This is a genomic window from Candidatus Eisenbacteria bacterium, from assembly GCA_030017955.1.
In the GTDB taxonomy this organism is placed as follows: Bacteria; Eisenbacteria; RBG-16-71-46; order JASEGR01; family JASEGR01; genus JASEGR01.
On record JASEGR010000123.1, the window covers coordinates 1 to 4,958 of the forward strand.

A 4,958-nucleotide genomic window follows, 5' to 3' on the forward strand; every position below is an offset into this window, starting at 1 on the left:
CCACGGTCCTCCGCGATACATCATAAAACACACGGACATCACCCACCCTAAGCCGATACTGCGGCCGGGAAAGCCCGCGCAGACGCTTTATTCGACTCCTACTCGTCTTCTCTGGTTGATGCCGTAAATGGTCCTCGATCGCATCAAGAACAACAGTGCGAATATTTGCTTTCAATCGTTTGAGATCCTCGACCGGGTCTGGAGCAAAACTAATCTCGTATCGCATTATAGCTATATTCTAGCCACAATTCCTAAACCCGTCAAGGACAAAAGCTGCGTCAATGTCCAACGGGGCTGCGGATAAGCGGCGGCCGGACACGCGAGCTTGCTCGCGGGCTTGGTCGTCCGCTTCAACCGCTGATGGCGGGCGCGCAGCGCCGGGCAGAAAGCGGATGGCAATCCGCAGCCCCGATGGCGCGGCGCGAAGCGTCCGCGCCATCGTCGCAATAAGTTGCAAGTGCGTCCGGCGGTAGCCGGCTTGGCGCGGAATTCGGCTCTGCCAATTCCGTGACAAGAGCACTTGCCAGCTTCATTGCAATGTTAGGCGCCCTTCTTGACTGCGTCATCACGTCGAGCGCGTCCTCAGTTGTGTTTCTCACTATTCTTCTATTTTTCTTCAAAACGGCCTTTTTGTACAGATTGAACGGCTCACATTTCCATTCCTCTATTGAGTTATCTGAAGACTTTCGAGACTGTGATTGTACGCAGTCACGTATTTCTGATATTGTGACTTATCAAGCGACATTGATAGTTCAACATAGAATCCGCGAGCAATTACCTTGACACAATGCGCCCTACCACCGTTGGACAATTCTACATCCTCCACTATTGCGGGCCACTCCTTGATCCGTGCCTTTGTAAGAGTATTCACCTTGGTAACGTAGCCGTCTCTGGTCGCGTCAGCGTGTACTTGCGAACGCTCGGACAGTATATCATTATCCGTAACCTCGGCCTGCAGTTGCACCTTCGAGAGGGAGAGTACCCCTTCATCATTTGGAAGAGCGAAAGCAGCGAAAGACAAAAGGGTACGATTGAATTGCGCCAGCCCGCTTGCAATCTTCATTTTCATGGTCTCGGCATCAGCAGAATTGCTCACGTCGCGCCACGCTCCTGGATACTCAATGGAAATGCCGTCACTATTGTATGTGGCATATTGAACTACTCGTTCCTGCGTCTTTTGCGAGCAAGACAACACACTGGCTAGGCTAACCAGTGCTACAAGAAACTCTGCCGCGAGACGTCTCGTCCCCATCTCTTGCATCCTCCTTTTCTTAGGTATAGCTCCTCTCCCGGAACAACTACAATAGAACGACCGCGCTTGAGCCGTTTAATCGTCAGCGTGTTGAGCGCACACGGTCAGCGCCCCGTCACTCATGCGCTCGTAGGAGTTCCCCGATCTCCTTGTTCCTTCATCGGGATCCCTCCTCCCCTTCTCGCACAGTTGAGTGTGACAACTAGACCGAGACGCAACCGAGTCTTGTTTCTCAGTCCGTGGATCCCGGCCACGAACTGCACCAGGGGGTAGACCTCGTCCCGCTGTGACGCGCCTCGATCATGGCATCCGAAGGATTGCTATGACGAGCGAGCCTACAGCGACAAAGATGATCAAGGCCAAGAACCTGTACTATCCCTTGATCCCCGTGAACATTATGATGGAGATCACGAGGAATATCGGAAATGTCATCTTGCCGCCGGCAAGAAAATGAGCAGCGGCACCTCCAAAGAGACCTGCCCCGAAACCGGATGCGAGCGCATCCCGAAGCTGGGGGGACATCCGCTGGGTTCCCTGACCCTTGTCCATCTCTGCTTCCTCCCTTGGCTGCCTCCGGGACAGCCATCTCATCGCACCCCTCCTGTTCCGGACCGCCGTGGCACATCGCAGATCGACTATCCCTGAAGGGCGCTCTTGAGTGCTCGAAAGGCGGCCGAATCCGGCGAAGCAGGTTGGTTTTCGCCGGAACCACCCAAGCTGCTCAGCCGATCCAGAAGAACTCTGGGGTTCTCGTATGCGAGGCGTACCTTCTTAACGCGGGTAACCCACTCGGCTACTTCAGAAGGGTATGGAGCCACCTTCGGGGACAACACTGCATAGGATGCTGCTATGGCCAAGGCCTTGGATAGAAGTGATGTGCAGCGCGTCCACTCAGTCTTGGGGGTGAGCTGCTCTAAGTAGCGGTACGCAGCATCCCAGTGGGTGCCGTTAGTCCACAGGAGGGAGCAGACGGCGAAGTCAGCGACAGCCGACGCAACGTACTCGTCTCCGCGGAGCGAGGTTCGCTCTGCGCGTCGGCGAAGACGGAGGGGCAATGGGGTCGGTCCTAGGGCAGCTCGAAGACAGAATAGCGCCACGCCGCCAAAGAAGATCCAGCCGATCGTCGTCGAGATCCTGAATAGGCCCTCGCCAGTATTGAGTCCAGCTGCTTCGAGCAACAGTGTCAGTCCAAGTGCGGCCCCTATGGCGCCCGCTACTACCGCAAGGAAGAGAAGCCATTCCCGGGGCTTTGATGCACCAGGAAGTGACTTCCTGCGGCACTTGGGGCACCGGGCTCCGTCGTGTGGAATCGAGCCGCCACATTGTTCACACAGAATGGGAGTTGCCCGCAGAAGCTCCACCTCATCCCTGCCGAGCAGTTCGTTCAAGAGCGGGACATCGTCAATGGTAGGTCTCATCGCAACCTCCTGAGCCCAACGATGTCAGTCAGCGGCAGCGGGACCGGGATGGGAGGAATCTGTTCCTCCAACAACTGAACACTAAATCAACCTCCGCTGTCCGCTGCAGTGACAGGTTAGAAACTTCAAATCTCCTTCAGCACTAAGCACACAAAAGCGAATCACTCGCCGCAGCCGCCAGGCAAAAACGTAAGAAACTATTGAGCGCAGGAGCAATGAAACAAATGATACTCTTGGCCACAACAAATCAACGGCGCAGCGAACATCCAACTTCGGTCAAAATGCCAGCCGCCGAAAAACCCGCCGCGGCTGTGGCCTCCAGAGAAACTCTTCGATCCCAAAAGTGTCTCGCGCCCGCCTGACATGCTGACGCAACCAGAATCAGAAATCTTTTCCCCTCAAGAACAATCTTCCACAAATAAGTCACAACAGCACTCTGGTTTATAACGGGGCTGCGGATAAGCGGCGGCCGGACACGCGAGCTTGCTCGCGGGCTTGGTCGTCCGCTTCAACCGCTGATGGCCGGCGCGCAGCGCCGGGCAGAAAGCGGATGGCAATCCGCAGCCCCGATGGCGCGGCGCGAAGCGTCCGCGCCATCGATAAGTCTACAGAACTACGTAGTCCAATACACTGCCTGGATGTTGCCGTATATCCTCCTTCGGTTGGCATGGTTCGGGTTCCCAACCGGTTCACACTCCTCTCCTTACAGCACACTCCCTCTTGCAGGATATCCTGATACACAGCGGGGCTGGTCTGTATAGCAGTACAAGAACAGCGGGCTTGCTTCTCGCATGACCCGCCCTCGCGGTCCCGCGCGCAAAGAACCGGCTGAGTCCCCCCAATGCCCCCACTCTGGCACCTCGGCAATTGGCATCCCCAGGCGACACCATCAAGCGGACTTCGTACGCCCGCGTACGCCTATTGGGTACATGTGTATGAGTCACAGTCCTACTCACATCACTGTGTGCCAGGACCTCCCGAATAGTCCGGCTGTCATACCCAGATTCAAGCCAGTGCGTCGTAAGCGAGTGCTTAAGCGTATGACAACCGGAATGTTTGGCAACGCCAGCCCGGGGGATGTCGTCATTTCTCGGAACAGTCTCGCGTCTCCGCCTGATCCTGAGCTCAAACAAACACCAGGAATTTATTATTTGATAGGATATGGCCGAGAGAGACATTTGTCAAACAGAACTTCGTGCTAGGGGGCAGGTGCAGGCACATGACGTCCCCCCCTTGCTGATGTTTCTATGCCCTCCGTTGAGGAGGGATTCGAGCCCCCTTGGTGGCAAAGGTGAATACCTTGTATCGGCACTGTTCTAATTGGTATGTGAGAGGGCAGGAACGCGCCGAGAATGCTTCTGGCGCCGCGGAAAATCCTCCGATGCCGGTGGAGTCGGTCGGAAACCACTCTCGCGCCTGCTACGTTGACAGGAGAATCTCTTTTTGTATAAGTTCTCGAACATGACCGGCAAAGTCGCAGTCGTCACTGGCAGCGCCAGGGGGATAGGACGCGGAATCGCTTTGGCTCTTAGTGAAAAGGGGTTCAAGGTCATCGTGAACTTCAGAAAAAGCGAGCGCGAGGCGAAGAAGGTGGTGTCGAGTATTCGGGAAAAAGGCGGAGAGGCCGCCGCCTTCAAGGCAGACGTCACCAAACCGGAACATGCAAGGCGTCTTATCAATACAGCAGTTTCGAAATGGAACAGATTGGACATTCTGGTAAACAATGTCGGAGATTTCCTTGTTAAAAACACATCTGCTACCGATTCTTCAGGGTGGAGGAAGATAGTAGACAGCAACCTTATGTCCGCAGTCAACTGCTCGTACTATGCCCAGAAGGAAATGCGCAGGAGAAGATGGGGAAGGATAGTGAATATCGGATACGCGGAGTCAGAGAGGGTTGGGGCGTTTCCCAGGATTGCTGCCTACGCTTCATCGAAGACCGCCGTAATCATATTGACGAAATCGCTCGCAAAGGAGCTTGCGCCTTTCGGGATAACCGTGAATTGTGTATCGCCGGGAATCATGGAAAGCTCAATTGCTGGAAGCAAGATTCAAAAGAAGATGTTGAAGAAAATCCCTGCCGGTAGGATCGGAAAGGCGGAGGATGTTGCGTCCGCCGTCATCTGGCTTGTCTCAGATGAGGCCTCGTATGTGACGGGGGCAAACGTGGTTGTGAGCGGCGGTTGGGGAATATGAATGGTCGCGCCAAATCCACGGATGACCCCCTCACCCACCTCTCCCCAGAGGGGAGAGGAGCAAGATGACGAGAGAGTTCCGTGAGTGGCAGT

General features: G+C 55.2%; 7 protein-coding genes. 1 reads left to right on the forward strand and 6 read right to left on the reverse strand.

Features of this window, described 5'->3' with window-relative positions; all coding sequences use genetic code 11:
• From QME66_12560 to QME66_12585, 6 genes are all read right to left on the reverse strand, one after another.
• Nucleotides 1-226: type II toxin-antitoxin system RelE/ParE family toxin (locus QME66_12560; GenBank protein MDI6809787.1), on the reverse strand; the 226-nt coding region annotated here is incomplete at its 3' end.
• Nucleotides 227-350: 124 nt separating this feature from the next.
• Nucleotides 351-620 (reverse strand): hypothetical protein, encoded by a 270-nt coding sequence (locus QME66_12565; GenBank protein ID MDI6809788.1) that lies wholly within the window; start codon nt 618-620, stop codon nt 351-353.
• Nucleotides 621-664: 44 nt separating this feature from the next.
• Entirely contained in the window at nt 665-1,252 is a 588-nt protein-coding gene (locus QME66_12570; GenBank protein MDI6809789.1) for a hypothetical protein, read from the reverse strand.
• 372 nt (nt 1,253-1,624) lie between these two features.
• Nucleotides 1,625-1,843: a hypothetical protein gene (locus tag QME66_12575; GenBank protein MDI6809790.1), complete on the reverse strand. Its 219-nt coding sequence runs from the start codon at nt 1,841-1,843 to the stop codon at nt 1,625-1,627.
• 44 nt (nt 1,844-1,887) lie between these two features.
• Entirely contained in the window at nt 1,888-2,670 is a 783-nt protein-coding gene (locus QME66_12580) for a hypothetical protein (GenBank protein ID MDI6809791.1), read from the reverse strand.
• Nucleotides 2,671-3,359: 689 nt separating this feature from the next.
• A complete protein-coding gene (locus tag QME66_12585) occupies nt 3,360-3,848 on the reverse strand; it encodes a tyrosine-type recombinase/integrase (GenBank protein MDI6809792.1) in 489 nt (162 codons plus the stop codon).
• Nucleotides 3,849-4,113: 265 nt separating this feature from the next.
• Between QME66_12585 and QME66_12590 the strand changes: the two genes are divergently transcribed.
• Complete coding sequence (locus QME66_12590) at nt 4,114-4,866, forward strand: SDR family oxidoreductase (GenBank protein ID MDI6809793.1); 753 nt, start codon at nt 4,114-4,116, stop codon at nt 4,864-4,866.
• Nucleotides 4,867-4,958 lie beyond the last annotated feature (92 nt).